This window comes from Nocardia bhagyanarayanae (assembly GCF_006716565.1).
Taxonomy (GTDB): Bacteria; Actinomycetota; Actinomycetes; order Mycobacteriales; family Mycobacteriaceae; genus Nocardia; species Nocardia bhagyanarayanae.
The window spans coordinates 678,960-698,793 of sequence record NZ_VFPG01000002.1; the positions used below are offsets into that span (position 1 = coordinate 678,960).

The 19,834-nt window shown below is 69.7% G+C and carries 17 protein-coding genes; 6 read left to right on the forward strand and 11 right to left on the reverse strand.

Annotated features, from left to right (window positions below):
- Window positions 1-572: 572 nt before the first annotated feature.
- The 3 genes from FB390_RS29840 to FB390_RS29850 form a co-directional block, all read right to left on the reverse strand.
- Window positions 573-992, reverse strand: a complete 420-nt coding sequence (locus tag FB390_RS29840; protein WP_141812542.1) for a hypothetical protein — start codon at window positions 990-992, stop codon at window positions 573-575.
- A gap of 144 nt (window positions 993-1,136) precedes the next feature.
- A complete protein-coding gene (locus FB390_RS29845) occupies window positions 1,137-2,648 on the reverse strand; it encodes a leucyl aminopeptidase (protein ID WP_141812543.1) in 1,512 nt (503 codons plus the stop codon).
- A 9-nt stretch (window positions 2,649-2,657) separates the two neighbouring features.
- Complete coding sequence (locus FB390_RS29850) at window positions 2,658-3,452, reverse strand: TetR/AcrR family transcriptional regulator (RefSeq protein WP_246124468.1); 795 nt, start codon at window positions 3,450-3,452, stop codon at window positions 2,658-2,660.
- Window positions 3,453-3,540: 88 nt separating this feature from the next.
- On the opposite strand from FB390_RS29850, the gene FB390_RS29855 reads away from it, so the two are divergent.
- The 3 genes from FB390_RS29855 (at window position 3,541) to FB390_RS29865 (ending at window position 7,069) form a co-directional block, all read left to right on the forward strand.
- Window positions 3,541-4,152 (forward strand): GNAT family N-acetyltransferase, encoded by a 612-nt coding sequence (locus tag FB390_RS29855; protein ID WP_141812545.1) that lies wholly within the window; start codon window positions 3,541-3,543, stop codon window positions 4,150-4,152.
- Between the two features lie 68 nt (window positions 4,153-4,220).
- Window positions 4,221-5,321, forward strand: a complete 1,101-nt coding sequence (gene gcvT / locus FB390_RS29860; protein ID WP_141812546.1) for a glycine cleavage system aminomethyltransferase GcvT — start codon at window positions 4,221-4,223, stop codon at window positions 5,319-5,321.
- Window positions 5,322-5,968: 647 nt separating this feature from the next.
- Window positions 5,969-7,069, forward strand: a complete 1,101-nt coding sequence (locus tag FB390_RS29865; RefSeq protein ID WP_141812547.1) for a branched-chain amino acid aminotransferase — start codon at window positions 5,969-5,971, stop codon at window positions 7,067-7,069.
- Window positions 7,070-7,494: 425 nt separating this feature from the next.
- On the opposite strand, the gene FB390_RS34975 is transcribed toward FB390_RS29865, so the two are convergent.
- From FB390_RS34975 to FB390_RS29900, 6 genes are all read right to left on the reverse strand, one after another.
- On the reverse strand, window positions 7,495-8,340 hold the full coding sequence (locus FB390_RS34975; protein ID WP_141812548.1) for a hypothetical protein: 846 nt from the start codon (window positions 8,338-8,340) through the stop codon (window positions 7,495-7,497).
- A gap of 568 nt (window positions 8,341-8,908) precedes the next feature.
- Window positions 8,909-9,622 (reverse strand): MBL fold metallo-hydrolase, encoded by a 714-nt coding sequence (locus FB390_RS29875; protein ID WP_141812549.1) that lies wholly within the window; start codon window positions 9,620-9,622, stop codon window positions 8,909-8,911.
- 406 nt (window positions 9,623-10,028) lie between these two features.
- Entirely contained in the window at window positions 10,029-10,781 is a 753-nt protein-coding gene (locus FB390_RS29880; protein ID WP_141812550.1) for an adenosylcobinamide-GDP ribazoletransferase, read from the reverse strand.
- Complete coding sequence (gene cobT / locus FB390_RS29885) at window positions 10,778-11,854, reverse strand: nicotinate-nucleotide--dimethylbenzimidazole phosphoribosyltransferase (protein ID WP_141812551.1); 1,077 nt, start codon at window positions 11,852-11,854, stop codon at window positions 10,778-10,780. The genes FB390_RS29880 and cobT overlap by 4 nt, the downstream gene beginning before the upstream one ends.
- Window positions 11,855-12,047: 193 nt before the next feature.
- On the reverse strand, window positions 12,048-12,599 hold the full coding sequence (cobU, locus tag FB390_RS29890; RefSeq protein ID WP_141812552.1) for a bifunctional adenosylcobinamide kinase/adenosylcobinamide-phosphate guanylyltransferase: 552 nt from the start codon (window positions 12,597-12,599) through the stop codon (window positions 12,048-12,050).
- 1,112 nt (window positions 12,600-13,711) lie between these two features.
- Window positions 13,712-14,686, reverse strand: coding sequence for a helix-turn-helix domain-containing protein (locus tag FB390_RS29900; protein ID WP_141812554.1), 975 nt, complete (start codon window positions 14,684-14,686; stop codon window positions 13,712-13,714).
- A gap of 86 nt (window positions 14,687-14,772) precedes the next feature.
- Between FB390_RS29900 and FB390_RS33795 the strand changes: the two genes are divergently transcribed.
- Entirely contained in the window at window positions 14,773-14,928 is a 156-nt protein-coding gene (locus FB390_RS33795) for a hypothetical protein (protein ID WP_185757326.1), read from the forward strand.
- An 84-nt stretch (window positions 14,929-15,012) separates the two neighbouring features.
- Here FB390_RS33795 and FB390_RS29905 read toward each other — a convergent pair whose 3' ends face one another.
- Window positions 15,013-15,684 (reverse strand): DUF3043 domain-containing protein, encoded by a 672-nt coding sequence (locus FB390_RS29905; RefSeq protein WP_185757327.1) that lies wholly within the window; start codon window positions 15,682-15,684, stop codon window positions 15,013-15,015.
- 189 nt (window positions 15,685-15,873) lie between these two features.
- On the opposite strand from FB390_RS29905, the gene FB390_RS29910 reads away from it, so the two are divergent.
- Together FB390_RS29910 and FB390_RS29915 are read left to right on the forward strand one after the other, a co-directional pair.
- Window positions 15,874-16,224 carry a HesB/IscA family protein gene (locus tag FB390_RS29910; protein ID WP_067785873.1) on the forward strand — a complete coding sequence of 117 codons (351 nt, stop codon included), beginning with the start codon at window positions 15,874-15,876 and terminating at the stop codon, window positions 16,222-16,224.
- Between the two features lie 242 nt (window positions 16,225-16,466).
- The gene (locus FB390_RS29915; protein ID WP_141812555.1) at window positions 16,467-17,435 is read left to right on the forward strand and encodes a carbohydrate kinase family protein; all 969 of its coding nucleotides are present in this window, start codon (window positions 16,467-16,469) and stop codon (window positions 17,433-17,435) included.
- Window positions 17,436-17,791: 356 nt separating this feature from the next.
- Here the strand turns inward: FB390_RS29915 and asnB are convergent, their stop codons facing one another.
- Complete coding sequence (gene asnB / locus FB390_RS29920) at window positions 17,792-19,735, reverse strand: asparagine synthase (glutamine-hydrolyzing) (protein ID WP_141812556.1); 1,944 nt, start codon at window positions 19,733-19,735, stop codon at window positions 17,792-17,794.
- Between the last annotated feature and the right edge of the window lie 99 nt (window positions 19,736-19,834).

Sequence of the window (19,834 nt, forward strand, 5' to 3'; positions counted from 1 at the left end):
TAGAGAAATGGTGGTTGGGGCAGATCGACGGGAGTCAAATGGTGGCAATCGAAGATCAATTAGCAACCATTTGACTACCGTCGATTTCGGCGTGGACCCTGCCCGCGCTTTGCGCCTCTGCCGGCCTCCGCGCGCCAGGCGCTCGCGCGCCTGCCCTCGTTGACGTGCCAGCCCTCGCGCGCCCGCGCTTGTTGAGCAGCTCCGGAGCGTAGTCCGCAAGGCGTCCTGAGCCTCGAGCACCGCTAGCGGAAAAGCTCGGTGAGCACGCGTAATCGCAGGTTCATTCGAGGGACAACGTCTACCAACGCACTGACCGATAGAACCGACGACCGAACGCCCGACTTATCGCCAAAGAAACGCAACCACAGCCGGTCGACCACGCCGGTAGGCGCACTCGCGCTCACCAACAGCGGGAGGTAAGCCGGGTACGGCTCTCGACGTGCCCAGCACTGTTCGAGGAAAACCTTTGGGCGTAATCGATCTGGACAGGCTTACACCGGGCCGACATCGCAAGCAGGTCGAGGGTGGGAAGGCTCGGGCGAGGGTGAGCAAGGCCTCGGCCTGGTCAGCATTCAGACGTCGCAGCGGCGGACATTCACGAGGCTGGGCGATCCATCGCGACCCCGGCCATGTCCCCGCAACAGGTCGCGCCAGCCGGGCCACGCACCGTCGCTACCGCGGATCTCCACCAGCCCGAATATCAACTCCCCGACACTCGCGTGCACCCACTTCGGCAAGAGAATCCTGTTCCCGCCGAGGACGACGGCTGGTAGCAGCAGCACCGAATAGTTGTACGGTCGGGGTATTTCCACCACCAGCAGCAGCAACCCCATCGCAACGATCGATCCGGACTGCAGGACGAAGTCCACCAACGTGGCACCCAGCGACCGCAACTTGCGTGGCGACGGGTACCGCGTATCGCCTTCATCCCCACGGTATTTCGGTAGAAAATTAGGCGTTTTCGTCAGCCCGAGCGCATCCCCCAAACTCATCGGGCCATCATGACACAGCCCGACTCGGCCGAGTGTGCTGACAGCCGATCCAATCGCCGCCGCCGACAATCCGGGCGCTCGACATGCGGAAGCAACCACTGGAAGTGCGCCGCCCGATCGAAACCCGACGGCGCACCTCCGAACTCACTCCCCGGCGATATCCTCGATCACCGCGATCAACGTCCGCACCGGCACACCGGTCCCACCCTTCCCGATGTACCCGAACGGCCCACCGGTGTTGTACGCGGGCCCCGCGACATCGAGGTGCGCCCATTCCACATCCTCCGGCACGAACTCCTTCAGGAAGAGCGCCGCCGAGAGCATGCCGCCCCAGCGGTGCTGGGCGACGTTGGCCAGGTCGGCGATCTTGGAGTTCAGGTCGGCGCGGAGTTCGGCGGGAAGTGGCATGGCCCAGCCGTTTTCGCCGACCTCGCGGGAGAGGCGGGCGACGCGGTCGCGGAAGTCGTCGGTGCCCATCACGCCCGGAGTTCGGGTGCCGAGGGCGACCATCTGGGCGCCGGTGAGGGTGGCAACGTCGATGAGGTAGTCGGGGGAGTCCTCGGCGGCGCGGACGATGGCGTCGGCGAGGATGAGGCGGCCCTCGGCGTCGGTGTTGAGCACCTCTACGGTGGTGCCGCCGTACTGGGTGAGGACGTCGCCGGGGCGCTGCGCGGTGGCCGACGGCATGTTCTCGGCCATCGGGACCGTGGCGGTCACAGTGACCGGCAGGCTCAGCCGCGCGGCGAGCAGGGTGGTGGCGATGACCGCGGCGGCGCCCGCCATGTCCGAGGTCATGTTCTCCATGTTCTGCGCGGGCTTGATGGAGATGCCGCCGGTGTCGAAGGTGATGCCCTTGCCGACCAGCGCGATCTTCTTCGGTCCGCCGGAGTAGCTGAGCCGCACCAGCCGCGGCGGCCGCGAGGAGCCCTTGCCGACGCCGAGCACGCCGCCGTAACCGCCCGCCTCCAAAGCCTTTTCGTCGAGCACCTCGACCTCGAGACCCGCGGCCTCGGCCAATACCTGGGCGCGCGAGGCGAATTCGGCCGGGAACAGGTGGCTGGGCGGGGTGTTGACGAAATCGCGTGCGGTGGCGACGGCTTCGGCGATCAGCTGGGCGCGGAACAACGCCTCCTCGCCGAAATCCGCTTCGGGAACCAGGAATTCGATGCGAGCGACCGGCTGCTCGTCCGGCTTGGGCGCGGACTTCTCGGACCGGAACGGGTTGAACGAGTAGGCGCCGAGGTAGAAGCCCTCCGCGGCGGCGCCGAGATCCAGGCCCGACAGCGTGGTCGCCACCAGCTCGGTGCCGTTGAGCGAGCGGCCCGCGACACCGGCGGAGCGGCGGATCTGCTCCGCGTCCACCTTGTCGGCGGCGCCGAGGCCGACGGCGAGCACGCTGGTGACGTTGTCCAGCCCGGCCGGCGCGGGCACCCTGGTCAGCTCTTCGGCCTTGCCCTTGGCGCCGACCGCGCCCAGCTGGTCCAGCAGCTCCGCGCGGACGTCGGCGGTGAGCACGTCGCCGAACAGGTCGTCGGGCGCGATCGACGGACCGTTCTCCGAGGACGTCAATCCGATCACCAGCACGTCGGTGTCCGGCCCGATGGTTAGGGTGCGCGCCAATTCCGGTCCGAGTGAGCGATCTGCAACAGCGGTCATTGGCACAGGTTATTCGGTCTTCTTCGACAGCCGCATGGCGACGCCGTCCAGCAGCAGCTCGACGCCGGTGGCGACCAGCTCGTCGAGGTCCAGCTCTGGGCCGGGCGGTCCGGCGGCGAACAGTTTGCGCATGGTCGGCCGGGCGTCGACGAGTTCGGCGAATTCCGCGTGCAGCGACTCCGGCAGCGTCTCGAACTGCTCCCCGCGATCGGAACGCAGCAGCGCCAACCCTTGAACGAGGCCGGAGTAGGCGAGGTAGACCGTGATCACCTCGTCGCGGGTGAGGCCGCTGGCGTCCAACGCGGTGAACGAGCGCTCGAGGACGTCGAACAGGGCGGGACCGATCGGCGGCTTGGTGCGGGCCAGCACCGGCAACACCCACGGATGGCGCTGGTAGAGGAGCCACTCCTGCTCGGCCTCGTGAGTGAGCGCGGCACGCCAGTCGGTCGGGGTGACCTGGGGCGGCGGGCTTTCGGCCAGGACGAGTTCGGTCATCGCTGTCAGCAGCGCCTCCCGGTCGGGGAAGTGCCGGTAGAGAGCGGCCGTCGCGACACCGAGCTCGCTGGCGAGACGGCGCACGGTGAGGCCGTCGATGCCCTCGCGATCGGTCAGCTCGACCGCGGTCCGTGCGATGCCGACCGAGGTGAGCCGGGCGGGACGTGGACGGGCGGCGGGCGGGCGCCGGTCGCGGCGGGCGCGGTAGGCGCGGGCCTGGCAGGAGCGCGAGCAGTAGCGGCGTGATCGGCCGCGGCTCGCCTGGGTCAGCGCCTGTCCGCAGGTGGCGCAGGCCGGTGATTTCGACACACCAACAAGTGTGACGAAATGCTCGCTGTACCGCACTGGGCTCCATAAATTGGCGAACGTTGACATCGTTCACAACCGGAGGTTCACCATGCAGCCCACAGTTCGCCGGGCGGAAATTCAGGAGCTCGACGCCGTCGCGGCCGCCTTCGTGAAGGGGTCCGCCGACGAGGCGGTGACGGCCTGGGTGGTCGCCGATCATCCCGAGGTCGCGGAGGCCTTCCGCGCCGAACACGCGCCGCGCCTCGTCGAACGCGCGATCCACGACGACGAGGTCTGGCTGGCCGGCACCGACGACGAGATCTGGGCGGTCTCGCTCTGGCAGAAGGTGACCTCGGCCGATCGGGTCATTGCCGAAGCGGCCGAGATGCGCGCGATGGCCGAGGCGGCACCGGGGGTGCGCCCGATGGAGAGGCTGAGGACTCTCACGGCGCTGCTCGCCGAACACCATCCGCGCGAGTTCCCGCACCGCTACCTGCAGGCGATCGTCACGGTTCCCGAACACCGCGGCAAAGGGGCGGGCGGCGCCATCCTCGCCGACCGGATCAAGGCGTACTCCGACGCCTCCGAGACCGCCTTCCTGGAGGCGAGCACCGAACGCTCGTCCCGCCTGTACGCCCGCAACGGGTTCGTCCGCACCGGCGTCACGCACACGTTGCCCGACGACGGACCCACACTGATCCCGATGTGGTTCCGAGGCTGACGAGCAGCGGAGGTGCCCCAGCTGTTCGGGTCGCCGTGGCGCGTCCGCCGAGCGGTTAAGCTCGCCGGGTGACCGAGACGAACCTGCTGCAAGGCCCGATCCATCAAGTTCACGTCGAGCTGGGCGCGACGTTCGCGCCGTTCGGTGGGTGGGAGATGCCGGTCTCGTACGCGGGGACGGTCGGGGAGCATCAGGCGGTGCGGACGGCCGTCGGCTTGTTCGACGTGAGCCATCTCGGCAAGGCGACGGTGGCGGGTCCGGGTGCGGCGGCGTTCGTGAATTCGGCGCTGACCAACGATCTCGGCCGGATCCGTCCCGGCAAGGCGCAGTACACGCTGTGCTGCACGCCCGAGGGTGGCGTGATCGACGACCTGATCGCCTATTACGTCAGTGACGACGAGATCTTCCTCGTTCCGAACGCGGCCAACACCGCGGCGGTCGTCGCGGCGCTGCGCGCGGCAGCCCCCGAGGGGATCACGGTCACCGACGAGCACCGGGAGTACGCGGTGTTCGCGGTGCAGGGTCCGCGCTCGGCCGAGGTGCTCGACGCGCTCGGCCTGCCCACCGACATGGAGTACATGGCCTACCTCGACGCCGAGTGGGACGGGCGTCCGGTCCGGGTCTGCCGCACCGGCTACACCGGCGAGCATGGTTACGAGCTGTTGCCGCGCTGGGCCGACGCCGAGGCGGTGTTCCGCGCCCTCGCCGCACAGGTGAAGGCCGCCGACGGGCAGCCCGCCGGTCTCGGCGCGCGCGACACCCTGCGCACCGAGATGGGTTACCCGCTGCACGGACACGAACTGTCCCTGGACATTTCGCCGGTGCAGGCGCGGGCGGGCTGGGCGGTCGGCTGGAAGAAGCCGGAGTTCTGGGGCAAGTCCGCACTGGAACAGGAGAAGTCGGCGGGCCCGCGGCGAACCCTGATGGGGCTCAAGGCTCTCGACCGCGGCGTGCTGCGCCAAGGCCAGTCGGTGCTGCGCGACGGCGAACCCGTCGGCGAGACCACCTCGGGCACCTTCTCGCCGACGCTCAAGGTCGGCATCGCGCTCGCCCTGCTGGACACCGATGCCGATCTCCAGCCGGGTGAAGAGGTCGAGGTCGACGTGCGCGGCCGCCGGTTGCGCTGCGAGGTCGTCAAGCCGCCGTTCGTGCAGGCGCGCACCGCCTGAGGTGGATTCTGTTGTGCCCGGTGCGGGCTGTTGCTCGCACCCAGGGCAGCGTTGCCGGGAATGGCGCGGGCCGTTGCTCTAACCGGCGGCAGGGTTGACGGAAATGGTGCGGGCCGTTGCCCTAACCGGCGGCAGGGTTGCCGGGAATGGCGCGGGCCGTTGCTCTAACCGGCGGCGGCGTGGCCCGGTGGGAAGGTGGACTTCTGCGTACGCCGGTTGCGCTCGGGGGTCATCGAGCCGCCGTTCGTGCAGGCGCACCGCCTGAGGCGGATTCCGTTGCGCCCGGTGCGGGCTGTTGCTCGCACCCGGGGGAGCGTTGCCGGAAATGGCGCGGGCCGTTGCTCTAACCGGCGGCAGGGTTGACGGCAATGGCACGGGCCGTTACTCGCACCGTCGGCGGCGTAGCCCAGTGGGAAGGTGGACCTCTGCGTACGCCGGTTGCGCTCGGGGGTCATCGAGCCGCCGTTCGCTCAGGCACGCACCGCCTGAGCGCCGGGCCTCACGGACGGGCCGCGCGCTGCGCGTGGTCAGCGGCCACTCGAGACCTGCGATGCGACTGAGTGTGTGAGGGGCGAGAACCGCGCGGGCGCCGAGCCGATTCCCGACAGGTGGACAGACGGGAATCGGGCACCGATAGGATCACCTGCATGACCGTTGCCGCACAGTTCGCCCATGTTCCCCATCCTGCGCCCGCTCCGGCGCAGCGGGTACAGGAGATTCTGGCGGCGCCGGGGTTCGGCCGGTTCTTCACCGATCACATGGTGTCGATCGACTACACCGCGGGCGAGGGCTGGAGCAACGCGCGGGTCGAGCCGTACGGGCCGCTGCCGATGGACCCGGCCACCATGGTCTTCCACTACGGCCAGGCCATCTTCGAGGGTCTCAAGGCGTACCGGCAGAGCGACGGCAGTGTCTCGTGCTTCCGTATCGACGCCAACGCGACCCGCTTCCGCAAGTCCGCGCGCCGCATGGCGATGGCCGAGTTGCCGGAGGAACTGTTCATCGAGTCGGTGCGCCAGCTGCTCGCGGTGGACGAGCGCTGGGTGCCCGCGGCGGGTGGCGAGGATTCGCTTTACTTGCGGCCCTTCATGTTCGCCACCGAAGCGGGCCTCGGCGTGAAGCCCGCCGCCGCCTACAAGTACTTGCTGCTGGGATCGCCCGCGGGCGCGTACTTCCCGCGCGGTGTGAAGCCGGTGCGGGTGTGGCTGTCGACCGAGTACGTGCGCGCCGCGCCGGGCGGAACCGGCGAGGCCAAGGTGGCGGGCAACTACGCCGCCTCGCTGCTGGCCCAGGCGCAGGCCTCTGAAAAGGGCTGTGACCAGGTGGTGTGGCTGGACGCGTGCGAGCGCCGCTACGTCGAGGAAATGGGCACCAACAACCTGTTCTTCGTCTTCGGCTCCGGTTCCGAAGCGCGGCTGGTGACCCCCGAACTGTCCGGGTCGCTGCTGCCCGGCATCACCCGCGACTCGCTGCTGACCCTCGCCGCCGACGCCGGCTATGTCGTGGAGGAGCGCAAGATCTCGGTGGAGGAGTGGCGTAAGGGCGCCGAATCCGGTGCGATCACCGAGGTTTTCGCCTGCGGCACCGCCGCCGTGATCACGCCCGTCGGCTGGGTTCGCTCCGCCGAGGGTGAATTCACCATCGGAGGTGGCGAACCGGGTGAGGTCACCATGGCGCTGCGCGACACGTTGACCGGAATCCAGCGCGGTACCTTCGCGGATATCCACGGCTGGATGCGCGGTATGTGAGAAAGGCTCGCCCCTGGGAAATGGGCGGGCCGTAGGCTTCGGTTGTCGGACAGCCGGAGTGGGGCCGGGACGTCGTACGTCGATCGGTAGCGGTCGGATCGTGTTGGCAAATCGCGGTGTTCGGCTGGGGGAACAACGGTGCCGGACTACACGCTTCGCTGGTCGAGGTGAGTATGCCGACGATCGTCAGGACGGGACCCACCGCCTGCTACGCGGCCGAATACCTGACCGCCCGCGTCGGCGCCGCCGCGCAGATCGGCATGTTGGATCGATCTCCTGAGCCGCGCGTCCTTCGACGCTCAGCGGCGTCGACGGGCACGTCCTCTCCGAGTTCCCAGGAATTACGACCGGTATCCGTCGGTAGTTGCGACCGCTCGTGGTGACCGATCAGGCCGTGCTCGACAGCAGCGACTGCGCTGTCGAGATCACCGTGACCGACGGGTGAACGGGCGCCGAACGCGACGCCGCCGAGGTCGACGGCCATGTCCAAGGCACCAGTTATCAGAGATCTGTCGGCTCATCCGCTCGACGGCAACGATGTGCGGCCTGCCTAGCACGCCGGACGCCGGACCTCGGACGCAGGACGTCGGATCTCGGACGTCGGATCTCGGGCCTCGGGCGTCGGGCCTCGGGCGTCGGGCCTCGGGCCTCGGGCGTCGGATCTCGGGCCTCGGGCGTCGGGCCTCGGATCTCGGGCGTCGGATCTCAGGCCTCGGGCGTCGGGCGCCGGATCTCGGGCCTCGGGCTTCGGGCGTCGGGCCTCGGATCTCGGGCGTCGGGCCTCGGGCGTCGGGCCTCGGGCGTCGGATCTCGGGCCTCGGGCGTCGGGCCTCGGATCTCGGGCCTCGGATCTCAGGCCTCGGGCGTCGGGCGCCGGATCTCGGGCCTCGGGCTTCGGGCGTCGGGCCTCGGATCTCGGGCGTCGGGCCTCGGGCGTCGGGCCTCGGGCGTCGGATCTCGGGCCTCGGGCGTCGGGCCTCGGATCTCGGGCCTCGGATCTCGGGCCTCGGGCGTCGGGCGCCGGATCTCGGGCCTCGGATCTCGGGCGTCGGATCTCGGATCTCGGGCGTCGGGCGTCGGATCTTGGGCCTCGGATCTCGGGCCTCGGATCTCGGATCTCGGGCCCCGGGCGCCGGACCTCGGGCGTCGGGCGTGGGCCTCGGATCTCGGGCCTCGGGCGTCGGGCCTCGGATCTCGGGCGTCGGGCCTCGGGCCTCGGGCGTCGAATCTCGGCGTCGGACGCCAGACCCCGGGCGTCGGACCTTGGGCATCGGGCGTCGGGCGCGGGACCTCGGGCGTCGGGCGTCGGGCGCGGGGCCTCGGGCGTCGGGCCTCGGGCGCCGGACCTCGAACCTCGAACCTCGGGCCTCGGACCTCGGTCGTCGGGCGTCGGGCCTCGGACCTCGGTCGTCGGGCGTCGGGCGTCGGACCTCGGGCCTCGGACGTCGAGCGCCGGACGTCAGACCCCGGGCGTCGGGCGCCAGGCAGCGGAAGACGGGCAGCGGACGACGGGCAGCGTGGCCGCTGGACGGCGGACGTCGACGAGATCACGGTGGGCCGCTGACCGATAGGTGCCGCCGGGGACGGGCCACGCGGGTGCGCCTCATCCACACAGCGTCGGGACCGTAGATCGTAGGCGAGCGCCCGAGGCGACGGTGGCCGAGCTGCGGCCGCGGGCATTGCTGTTCTCCGGGCTCCGATGGTCGCCGGACCACGGGGCGGCGCGGGCGGCCGAGGGCGGACATCGTCACGACAACCGGCAGCGCGTGCGGTCGAGCGGCAGGTATCACCGTGCCAGACGCTGCGCGGGCTGCCGAGAATGCCCAAGGAGTCGCGGGCTCAGCCCGGCATCAGCATCTGCCACTGCTCGAGGGTCTGCGGGCGCATGACGTAGTTGTTGTCGCGGATGGTCGACAGCGCGGCGCTGGGCTCGTGGGAGTACCAGTGGCCCGGGTAGACGACCGGGTCGCCGTTCAGGCCGGCGAGGTAGCGCAGGCTGCGGAACATGTCGTCGGAGTCGCCGCCGGGGAAGTCGGTGCGGCCGCAGCCGTCGACGAAGAGGGTGTCGCCCGCGATGAGGCGGTTGTCGAACAGGAAACACTGGCTGCCTGGCGTGTGGCCAGGGGTGTGTAATAGCTCGATTTCGAACGCGCCGATCTCGACCTTGTCGCCGTGCTCGTGGCCGGTGAGTTCGCTGGGCGCGATGCCGGTGACGTTGGCGACCCAGGCCAGTTCCTTGTTGTTCACATGTACCGGGACGCTGGTCTTCTCGAGCAGTTCGCGCACACCGCGCAGGGTGAAGCCGAGCATGGTGCCGCCGACGTGGTCGGGGTGGTGGTGGGTGGCGAGGACGCCGGTGAGGCGCAGGCCGTCGGCCTCGGCGATGGACACCAGATCGCCCGCGGCGTACGCCGGATCCACTACAACGCATTCGCCCGTCTCCCGATCACCGATCAAGTAGGCGAAATTTCGCATCTGCGTCGCGATCGGATCACCGACGGCGTAGTCCCGCCCGGACAGCAGTTGCCGAAAATAGAGACGCTCGGAAGACATACCGCCCACATTAGATCCTGACCCAGACGGTTCGTGCGCCAAGTGCGTGAAAGATTCCGATAGGTCGGATCACGGCGCGCGCAAACAGGTGGCGAGTGGGTAGTGTTGCCGTCTTCGCCGGCGCGGCTGATGCCCTGATCGTCGTCACGCCGAACTCCTGCCGCCACCGTCATGCCGACTTCGATTGTCTGCCAAGGGTTTTCCTGTCTTGCGCGCTGAGCGAGCGAACCGGGCCGCACGTCGCCGGGCGGCGCGACTCTGCTCGAACCTCGCCGAAAACAGTGGTCAGCGAACCGCTCCGCAACGCGCTGCGCCCATTCTCGGCGCATGGGGAAGAGACGAAGTTCATACACTGTCCAACGGGATATGAATTCGCGTGATACCGACGGTTACGTGAATTTGCGAATTATCCGGCGAGCGAGAGTCCGGCCGCCGCGACAGTGACCGAAATCTCGATTGCCGCGCCGAGCACGTCACCGGACAAACCGCCGAACCGGCGCAGCATGTGTCGCACCACCACCGCGGCTACGCCCACCGCCACCGCGATCGCGACCGGTCCGAGCCAAGGATGCTCCGGCACCGCGACGACGCCGCAAGCCAACGCGACGATCACCCACACCACACCGGTCAGTGGCGACTGGCTGTCCGCCACGAGCGCGCCGAAGGCGGTGCCCGGCGCGGCGGGAATCCCACGGCGACAGGCCAGGACGACGACGACCCGCCCGGCTGCGACGGCCAGCGCCACCGCGAACCACCGTCCCGTGTCGGCCAGCGCGGCGAACGCGAACGCCTGCACCCCGATGGCGAACACCAGCGCGGCCACCCCGAACGGCCCGACCCCGCCGCTCTTCATGATCTGCCGTGCCCGCTCCGGCGGCCCGTAACTGCCGAGACCGTCCATCGAGTCGGACAAGCCGTCGAGGTGCATGCCACGGGTGAGCAGCGCCAGCGCCGCCACGGTCACCAGTCCGGCCAGCGGGCCGCTCGCCCCGGCCGAGGTCAGCGCCCACAACAGGCCCGCCGCGACCGCACCGAGCAGCGCACCGACCAAGGGTGCCAGCGCGATCGCGCGACCTGCCGCGGTGCGATCGACGTCGTCCGGACCCCGCACCGGGAGCACGGTCAGCCACGAGACGGCCAAGCGGCTCCCCGTTGTCATTTGGTCAGGTTGGGCGCGGCCGGGCTCTCGGCATCGGAGGTGCTGACGCCCGCCTCGCCGAAGGTGGCCATCTCGGCGAGCGCGGCGACCGCCGCGCGCAGGATCGGCAAGACCGTGAGCGCGCCGGAGCCTTCGCCCAGCCGCATGCTCAGGTCGATCAGCGGTTCCATGCGCAGCTGTTTCAGCGCGAGGTTGTGCGCGGGTTCGGTGGAGCGGTGCCCGGCCAGCCACCAGGCGCTCGCGCCCGCGGCCAGATCCTCGGCGACCAGGGCCGCCGCCGCGACGACGACGCCGTCCAGGATCACCGGCGTACGCCGGGTCGCGGCTTGGGCGAGGAACCCGGCGATGGCGGCGATGTCGGCGCCCGCGGCGACGCGCAGCAGATCCACCGGATCCTTGAGGACGGGCCGAGCGCGGCGCATCGCATCGCGGATCGCCGCGACCTTGCGCGACCAGCCCGCGTCGTCCACGCCGGTGCCGCGCCCGACCGCGACCACCGGCTCGGTGTCGGTGAGCGTGGCGATGAGAACGGTGGCGGGAGTGGTGTTTCCGATGCCCATGTCGCCCGCGACGAGCAGATCGGCGCCGCCGTCGATCTCCTCGTCGGCGATGGCGCGGCCCGCGGCGATGGCGGCCTCGACCTCCGCCTGACTCAGCGCGTCCTCGCGGTCGATGGAACCGCTCGACCTGCGCACCTTGTGCTTGCCGACGACCGGATCGGTCTCGGCGTCGACCGAGATGTCGGCGACTCGCACGGTCGCGCCCGCGACGGCGGCCAGCGCGTTCACCGCCGCGCCGCCAGCGAGGAAGTTGGCGACCATCTGCGCCGTCACCTCGCTCGGATACGCCGACACACCGTGGCGCGCGACGCCGTGATCACCGGCGAAGACGACGACCCTGGCGCGCTCGAACTGCTTCGGCGGGCACACGCCCTGACACGCGGCCACCCAATTGCCCAGTGTCTCCAGGCGACCCAGCGCGCCAGCGGGTTTGGTCAGCTGCGTCTGCCGCTGTTCGGCGGCCGCGCGAATCCGCGCGTCGGGGGGCGCAACCGGTCCGAATCCGTGTGTCACTGTCGAGCCTCTCCGGTCGGGCGGCCTCCGCCGCACGTGCTTCCGACGCCCAATCTTGCCCGGAACGCGCCGCCCGCACCGCACCCACCTCCGCCACCGACCGCCATTTCGCTATCGAGCGGAGTCGTATGGATTCGACGGGAGTCGAATGGCGGTTCGACACGCGCGCCGAGCCACCATTTCTCTCCCGGATCTACTTCAGGCGGACGGGTAGCCCGGCGACGACGAGGAACGCCTCGTCGCAGACCGCGGCGAGGCGCTGGTTGAGGAGGCCGATCTCGTCGCGGAACAGGCGGCCGGAGCGAGTCGCGGGGATGACGCCCATGCCGACCTCCGGGCTGACGATGATGAGCCGGTCGCGGTAGTCGGCTACGGCGGCGACCAAGGCGTCGGCGTCGGGGGTGACGGTGCCGCGCGGGGAATCCCAGGCGTTCAGCGCATCGATGCGCGCGGTCAGCCAGGTGCCGATGTCGTCGACCAGCGTGGCGACTCCGGGGGAGGGATCGATGAGAACCGCTGCGGCGTCGGCGTTTTCGACCACGGACCAGTCGCTGGGTCGCCGCTCCCGATGGCGGGCGATGCGTTCGGCGAAGTCGTGGTCCTCGGGATCGGGGACCGAGGTCGCGAGGTATCGCACCGCACCGGAGGCCGCCGCGAGTTGCTCCGCGAACGCGGACTTCCCCGAGCGAGCCCCGCCGAGCACAAGCGTCCGCGGCGGACGCGCGATTACGGAATCCTGCGACACCCCCGCACGCTATCAACCGTCCCGCCCGCGCCCTCCCCGCGACTTCCGGCGGAATGCTGGCGGCCCGGCCCGGCCTAGCGGCAAGCTCGGCATCGACGAGTTGTCGTGGGGTGGCGACTCGGGCATCGGCTTGCAGGCCTCGCTCGACAGAGCCGCCGCTGGAGTCTTCGCCAGTCTCGCCAACACCGGCGGCGAGCTCGAGCGCCTCGACCGGCTTACTGCGGGCCTCGATCGCCATGCTCGCTGACCGCGGGGAGGCTAGCGGCGATCCGGGCCGCTCGTACGGCAGTGGCGAAGCAGTCGGGCACGGGTGCCCGGCGTGCTCGCCGAACTTGGACGTCTCGGTGCTCGAGCTACTGTTCGCCACGAGTCCCGCGAGAGCCGGTCGTGGAGCCACTGAGGGTGGTCGGTGGCCCAGAGTTGGCTGATCCGACTCTGCCGCGTCGCACACCTACTGATCGCATCCGCCGCACGGCCTGAGCGGTGCCAATCGCGAACGACTGCCCGGAGACCACTGCGGGCGCTGGCGGTTGCGGGGTGAGACGCGCGAACGCGACCCACCGGTCTCGGCCTTGCGGCCAGCCCCGTCCGCGTGGTCCGGGCCTTGGGGTCAGTCCTACCCGCAGGTCTGGGTCTTGCGGCCAGCGGCGTCCGCGTGGTCTGGGCCTTGGGGTCAGTCCTACCCGCAGGTCTGGGTCTTGCGGCCAGCGGCGTCCGCGTGGTCTGGGCCTTGGGGTCAGTCCTACCCGCAGGTCTGGGTCTTGCGGCCAGCGGCGTCCGCGTGGTCTGGGCCTTGGGGTCAGTCCTACCCGCAGGTCTGGGCCTTGTGGCCAGCGGCGTCGGCGGTGGTTTGGGCCTTGTGGCCAGCGGCGTCGGCGGTGGTCTGGGCCTTGTGGCCAGCGGCGTCGGCGGTGGTCTGGGCCTTGTGGCCAGCCGCGTCGGCAGTGGGCTCGGCCTTGCGGCCAGCGTGTCCGGAGCGGATTCGACCTTGCGGCCAGCTCCGCCCGCAGTGGTCTCGACCTCGCGGCCAGCACCGCCCGCAGCGGATTCACTTGCTCAGGCCGCTGCCGGAAGGGCTCGGCCACCCAATCCGTAGCAATCGGGCGAATAGCTCAGCTCGTCGGCGCGGTGGCACCGAAACGGCGGCGGTATTCCGTCGGCGAGATGCCGACCAAGCGCTGGAAGTGGTGGCGGAGCAGGGCGCCGGAGCCGAAGCCGGCGCGGGCGGCGATCTGCTCGAGACCCTGTTCGGTGTCTTCCAGCAGGTGCTTGGCGTACAGAACGCGCTGGTTGGTGAGCCATTTCACCGGTGTCGTCCCCGTCTCGGCGGCGAAGCGGCGGGCGAAGGTGCGCGTGGACATCATCGAGCGCGCGGCCAGGTCCTCGATGGTGTGCGGCAGATCCAGGTTCTCGCCCATCCATTGCAAGGTGGCGGCGAGGCTGTCGGAGGTGCAGGCGGGGACCGGGCGTTCGATGAACTGGCGTTGCCCCCCGTCGCGCTGCGGCGGCACGACCATGCGGCGGGCGATGCCGTTGGCGGCGGCGCTGCCGATCTCCCTCCGCACCAGGTGCAGACAGGCGTCGATGCCCGCGGCGGTGCCCGCGCTGGTGATGAGGTTGCCCTCGTCGACGAAGAGCACGTCTGGGTCGACGGTGGCGGACGGGTAGCGCGCGGCGAGCTGGTCGACGTAGCGCCAGTGCGTGGTGCATTTGCGTCCGTCGAGCAGACCGGCCGCGCCCGCGACGAACGCGCCCGAGCAGACGGTCAGGATGATGGCGCCGGCGTCGGACGCCTCGCGCACAGCGTCGACGATCCGGGGATCGAGTCCGTCCGACAGCGCGGTGGCGGGCGCGGCGGGGATGGCGACCAGATCCGCCTTGGGGAGTTCGTCCAGCGCGAACTCCGGTGTGATCGTCACGCCGGGCGTGGTGGAGCGGAGCGCGCGGCCCGGTTCGGCGCCGCAGACCTTGAAGTCGAAGCCGGGCAGTCCGTCGGCGGTGCGGTCGAGCCCGAAGACCTCGCACACCACGCCGAACTCGAACATGGCCAGCTTCTCGAACAGCACGACGGCGACCTTCGACAGCATGCTCCGAGGGTACCTGGCCGGATTTTTACGAACAATGGCTTCACTGCCACTTTCGGCGGAAAGTTTATAGGCGAAAAATTTCTGCCATGTTGACTTTCCTTCTTCTCGCGATCGTCGTGGTAGCTGTTTCCGTCCTCTTGGCGCGTGGGCGCGGACTCGCCGGTTCTGCCCAGGTGGTCGACCGGGACGCGCAGCGCCTGCAAGCCGAGCTGAACGCCATTCGCTTCTCGCACCACCGCTGAGAACGAAAACGGCCGTTCGCGGCACTCGCCACGAACGGCCGAACTCGAGAATGCGGTGGTCGGCGACGAGCCGACGCGAACCTTTTACACCGCGTCGCCTGGCGACACCCGCGGCTTCGGCGCCCGCATCTTGCGGATCTGCGAGGCGCGGACGAAGGCGTACCAGCCGAGACGGAAGCCGGTGTCGGTGTTCTCGGGGAACCGCTCGCGGACCCGGTTGTTCACGATCCGGCCGAGGACGACGCCCTCGACCCCCATGAACAGCATCATCACCAGCATGGCCAACGTCACGATCGTCTGCAGGCCGGGCGCGGCAAACATCGACATGATCAACACCAGCGCCATCGGCATGAACAGGCCGACGAGGTTGCGCCGGGCGTCGACGAGATCGCGCACGTAGGCGCGGACCGGACCCTGGTCGCGCGGCAGCAGGTACTTGTCCTCGCCCGCGAGCATGCGAGCCCGGCGCTCCTGGGCCGCCTGCCTGCGCTCGGCGCTCGCGGCCTTGCGCTCCGCTTTGGTGCCGCGGTTGGCCTTGCGACGGGCCCTGGCCTCCTTGGCGGTCAACGGTGCGGGAGCGACCGGCCCGCGCCGCTTGCCTTCGGCCTCACGGCGTTTCGGGGTGGGACGGCCCTTGCCCGGGGTGAGCGTGGGCGTCGTCTTGGTGGTGATGGCGGTCGAGCCGCCGTCCGCGTCCGCCGTGGTGTCGGCGATCGCGTCGGTGGTGCTGGACTCGCCGCGACGGAACAATTTCACAGCAACCAGGCTATTCGATGCGCCAGCCAGCCGGAAATGCGGTCGTGGGTTGCGCCACCGAACACCGAGGTTGTGTCAACCCGCGAGTAGCCGAGTGGCAAGATGGGGAATAGCAGCCCGCTGAGTGGCGTTGACTCCACGAGCCGTGCGCTGTTCACGGGTTGACCACAGCTGTCCTTAGGAGAGTTCATGACTGTGCCGAACGAGACGACCACCCACGGTGTGACGCTGACCGATGCCGCCGCCTCGAAGGCCAAGGCGCTGCTGGATCAGGAGGGCCGCGACGACCTGGCGCTGCGCATCGCGGTGCAGCCCGGTGGTTGTGCGGGCCTGCGGTACCAGCTCTTCTTCGACGACCGCTCGCTCGACGGCGACCTGACCGTCGACTTCGGCGGCGTCACCTTGGCTGTCGACCGGATGAGCGCTCCCTACGTGCAGGGCGCCTCGATCGACTTCGTCGACACCATCGAGAAGCAGGGTTTCACCATCGACAACCCGAACGCCACGGGCTCCTGCGCCTGCGGCGACTCCTTCAACTGACCCGCGAGAGGGCGTACCTCCGCCTTCTCCGGCCATGCGCGGGGCTGTCGACCGACTTCGTCGGGCTGCGCCGATCAGCGCGCGCGTTCGCTGGCGGTATGCAGGGCTGTCGACGACTTGCGTCCGGCCGCGCCAGCTGACGCCAGTGCCCCTGTAGCGCACCGCGGATCGGCTACGGTGGGAGCGGGGATCTCGATCTCCGCTCCCACCGCCTGCCGCCTACCGTTGAAGGGCTCAGCCTCGTGTCTATCGCCGTGTCCGCGTCCATTGCGACCGACCACCTCATGCGTTTCCCCGGACGGTTCGCCGATGTGCTCCTGGCCGATCAGCTCGACCATGTCTCGCTGAGCTTCCTCGTCGACGACCTGCAGATCCGCCGCGGCGGCGTGGCGGGCAACATCGCCTACGCCATGGGCGTCCTGAACCGCGAGCCGCTGCTGGTCGGCGCGGTCGGCGCCGATTTCGCCGACTACCGCGCCTGGCTCGAGCGGCACGGCGTCGACTGCTCGACGGTGCACGTCTCCGATCGCGCGCACACCGCCCGGTTCGTCTGCACCACCGACGACGACATGGCGCAGATCGCGTCCTTCTACCCCGGCGCGATGAGCGAGGCGCGCGACATCTCCCTCGCCGAACTCGCCGAGACCAAGCAGCTGGATCTGGTGCTCGTCGGCGCCAACGATCCCGAGGCGATGCTGCGCCACACCGAGGAATGCCGCGAGCTCGGCATCCCGTTCGCGGCCGACCCCTCTCAGCAGCTGGCCCGTCTGGACGGCGACCAGGCGGTGCGCCTGATCGACGGCGCCGCTTACCTTTTCACCAACAAGTACGAGTGGGCGCTGCTGCTGCAGAAGACCGGCCTGAGCGAGGACGAGGTCGCCAAGCGCGTCGGGATCCGGGTCACCACACTCAGCGCCGACGGCGTGCAGATCATCGACAACGACGGCACCGAGATCCACGTCGGCGTGGTCCCCGAGCGCACCAAGGTCGAGCCGACCGGCGTCGGCGACGCCTTCCGCGCGGGCTTCCTCACCGGCCACACCGCCGGTCTGAGCCTGGAGCGCTCCGCCCAGCTCGGCTCGCTGGTCGCGGTCCTCGTGCTGGAGACCATGGGCACCCAGGAGTGGACGCTCAACAAGGACGACGCGCTCGAGCGCCTCACCGAGGCGTACGGCGCGGAAGCCGCCGCCGAGATCAAGCCGCTGCTCTGAATGTCGCCTGTGCCGCGTCCGCAATGGTCGGCGCGGTGACCGACCGAAGGTCACCTTCATCCCGCCAGACCGAGTGGATGTGACCTTCACTCGCCCGGCCTGCGTGGCCGGTGAACCGACCGAAGGTGACCTTCATCGCGGTGGGCCGACTGGTGGTGGCCTTTGGTCGGATGGCCGTCCGTCGAAGGCGGCCGTATCGGACGAATCCGTCCTGCCGGATCTCGCCGCCTGACCAGTCCGCGCTGCCCATCGGATGACGCGGGACTCCTGCCGCGTAGAGCACAGCGCCTCTCGGTCCACCGACCGAGAGGCGCTGTCGTGTGCGGGGCTTTACGAAGCCGTGCGTTTGCGGCCCTTTACAGCGAGACCGGGTACACCGGCTCCTGGATCTCCGGCTTGATCCGATCCTCGACGAAGATGCCGTGCCACACCATGAACACCAGCAGCGTCCACAGCCGCCTGCTGTGGTCGGAACGACCGGCGCGGTGGTCGTCGAGCATGGTCTTGATCGCGGCCTTGTCCAGCAGGTGGTCGGTCTGCGAGTCGGCGATCTGCGCCTGCGCCCAGTCGTAGAGTTCGGTGCCGCGCAGCCAGTGCCGCAGCGGAACCGGGAAGCCCAGCTTGGCGCGGTGCAGCACGTGCGGGGGCACGATGCCCTCCAGCGCCTGGCGCAGCGCGTACTTGGTGGTCTCCTTGGTGATCTTCTGCTCGAAGGGCAGCTGCTCGGCGACCTTCAGCACCTCGGCGTCCAGGAACGGCACGCGCAGCTCGAGCGAGTTGGCCATGGTCATCTTGTCGGCCTTGACCAGGATGTCGCCGCGCAACCAGGTGAACAGGTCCAGGTGCTGCATCCGCGCGACCGGGTCCCAGCCGCGGGACTGGGCGTAGAGCGGGGCGGTGACGTCCTGGTGGGTCCACTCGGGACGGAATTCGCGCAGCACGGCGCGCAGCTGAGCGTCGTTGAAGCTGCGGGCGTTGCCGTAGTAGCGCTCCTCCAGCGTGAGCGAGCCGCGGTGCAGCAGGCTCTTGCCGCGGGTGCCGTCCGGAATGCGGTCGGAGAGCTTGCCCGCCAGCTTGCGCACACCCTTCGGCAGATACTCGAACGGCTTGAGCGACAACGGTTCCCGGTAGATGGTGTAACCGCCGAACAGCTCGTCGGCGCCCTCGCCGGAGAGCACCACCTTGACGTGCTTGCGCGCCTCCTTGGCGACGAAGTACAGCGGAACCAGCGCGGGGTCGGCCACCGGGTCGTCCAGGTACCAGACGATCTCGGGGATGGCGGCGGCGAATTCGGCGGGGGAGACCACCTTCACGATGTGGCGCGCGCCGATCGCCTCGGCGCTCTCGGCGGCCACGTCCACCTCGGAGTAGCCCTCGCGCTCGAAGCCGGTGGTGAAGGTGATCAGCTTCGGGTTGTGCCGCATGGCCAGCGCCGCGACCGCGGTGGAGTCGATGCCGCCGGACAGGAACGACCCGACCGTCACGTCGGCGCGCATGTGCTTGGCGACCGAGTCCTCGAGCGCCGCCGCGATCTCGCGGTAGCGGGCGGCTTCCGAACCCGCTGCGAACGGACGCACCTTGAAGCCGGGCCGGAAGTAGCGCGTGAACTCCGGCTCCGCGCCGGGACGGACCGTCGCGTAGGTGCCCGACTCCAGCCGCCGGACGCCCTTGTGCAGCGTCTCGGGCTCCGGCACGTACTGCAACACCGTGTAGTGCTCCAGCGCGCGCGGGTCCAGCTCGTCGGAGGACCGTAGCGCGGGCAGCAGGTCGAGCAGGCTCTTCTTCTCGCTGCCGAAGGCAGTGCCGCCGGGGCCGGTGGCCAGGAACAGCGGCTTGATGCCGAACGGATCGCGGGCCAGGAACAGCTCGCTGGTCTCCGTGTCCCAGATCGCGAAGGCGAACATGCCGCGCAGTCGCCGCACGGCCTCGGCGCCCCAGTAGTGGAAGGCCGCGACGATCGCCTCGCTGTCGCCCTCGGTGGCGAACATCTTCCCGTCCGGGAACTCGGCGCCGTGCGCCGCGGCCAGCTCCTCGCGCAGCTCGATGTAGTTGTAGATCTCGCCGTTGAAGGTCAGCGCGTAGCGTTCCGGGTTCTCGGCGGGCCCCCAGCGCAGCGGCTGGTGCGAGTGCTCGATATCGATGATCGACAGGCGGTTGAAGCCGAAGACCAGGTGGTCGTCGTGCCAGGTGCCGCGCTCGTCGGGGCCGCGGTGGCGCATGCAGTGCAGCGCGTTGTAGACCTGGTCGACCACGTCGGATGTCGCCGCGTCAGATGTCAGGAATCCGAGCAGTCCGCACACGGTGTCGGCAACCTCGTTTCTCCGGTGGGGACGCCACACGTTCGGGCGTCCGGAATGGCTGGGGGTGCTGCGGCGCGCGCCACGCACACCGCGGGCCGA